This is a genomic window from Rhizobacter sp. P5_C2 (genome assembly GCF_054049715.1).
This window is the reverse complement of record NZ_JBFULV010000238.1, coordinates 1-1,495: the sequence shown is the minus strand read 5'-3', so window position 1 is coordinate 1,495 and position 1,495 is coordinate 1. Positions and strand designations below refer to the sequence as shown.

Here is a 1,495-nt window from a genome sequence, read left to right as displayed (position 1 = left end):
GTGTGGGAGCAGGAGCAGGCGCAGGCGCAGGCGTGGGAGCCGGCGCGGGTGCCGGTGCCGGGGAAGGCGCCGGTGCGGGTGCCGGTGAGGGAGACGGCGCGGGCGCGGGGGCCGGCGCAGGCGAAGGTGCCGGAGCCGGTGAAGGAGCAGGCGACGGCGCGGGCGCGGGGGCCGGGGCAGGTGCCGGCGCGCCGGTCACCGGCCCGAGCTCCGAGCCGGTGCTGTTGCCACCGCTCCGGTTCGTGTCGTCCGATCCCCCGCCGCAGCCGGCCAGCAGAACGGCCGACACCGCGATGAACAACGGGCCCAGGCCCGCGCCGGATCTCATGGCTTGACCGTCAGCTTGCCGACGCCGGCTTGCGCCTGCACCGAAGCCTTCACCGACGCCGCCGGCAGCAGCGCGCTGCGGCTGTACGGCACCGTCCAGCCCACGTCGCTTGCGAAGCTGCACTGCGACAGGTTCAGCGCCGCGCCGTTCACCAGCGAGCCGGCGTCGGTGATCGCGCCGGTCTTGCTCGACGAGCCCGGGTTCTTCAGCACGCTCGCGCAGCTGTTGGCACCCTGGATCTCGAACACGTTGGCCTCCGAGATGATCTTCGCCAGGTAGGCCACGCCGATGCTGTAGCCGTGCGGGTAGGCCGCGTCGGCCTTGCTGCCCACGTACAGGTTGTTGTACACGTGCACCTTGCCGAAGCGGACGCGCGGCGCGCGCTCGGTGATGTTGGTGAACAGGTTGTTGTGGAAGGTCACCGTCAGGTGGCCGTTGTCGGTGGTCTTGCTGTCCGACGAGCCGATCAGGTTGTTCTTGTCGTGCTGGTCGAAGACGTTGTGCGAGATCGTCACGTAGTCCGAACCGTTCTTCACGTCCAGCGAGCCGTCATGGCACTGCTTGCGCTTGCCGTTAGCGACCGGCAGCAGGTCGTCGGTGACCGGGGCGTCGGTGAACTTGTTGTGGTCGATCCAGACGTGGGTCGAGTCGTCCACCGTGATGCCGTCGAACTCCGAGTTCCAGTTGCCGGTGGAGCCGTCGTTCGGGTCCCACAGCGGCGACACGTCGCACGGATCGATGATGGTCAGGTTGCGGACGATCACGTTGTCGACACTGTTGATCTTGATGTTCGCGTTGACCAGGCCTGCGGTCGAGCCGACGCCGATCAGGGTGGTGTTGCTGCCGAGCTTCAGCTCGCCGCGATTGGCCTGGTCCGACGTGCTCTTGAACGCACCGCCGTTGTCGGCTGCCGCCATGTCGATGCGGCCGGTGACCTTGATGATCTTCGCGTTGTCGCCGCCCGCCTTGATGGCGGCGAGCAGTTCGGTCGCGGTGTCGACCCGGTAGATCGCCGCTGCCGCAGCGGTCGAGCCGCCACGCGTGCCGCCGGATTGGCTGGCCCAGCCGGTGGCCGGAGCGACTTCGGTGCTAGCGTCGGCCGCCGGTGCGGGGGCAGGCGCGGGGGCCGGTGCGGGCGCCGGTGCAGGGGCGGGAGCAGGCGTCGGG

Annotated in this window: 1 protein-coding gene and 1 pseudogene; both read right to left on the bottom strand. The window is 69.7% G+C overall.

What is annotated here, in order from left to right:
• Positions 1-328: pseudogene (locus ACXJLU_RS33320) on the bottom strand (hypothetical protein); the annotation flags it as partial.
• Positions 325-1,495 (bottom strand): pectate lyase family protein (locus tag ACXJLU_RS33315; RefSeq protein ID WP_457338001.1); only part of this gene is annotated, 1,171 nt, incomplete at its 5' end. The pseudogene ACXJLU_RS33320 and the gene ACXJLU_RS33315, both read right to left, overlap by 4 nt.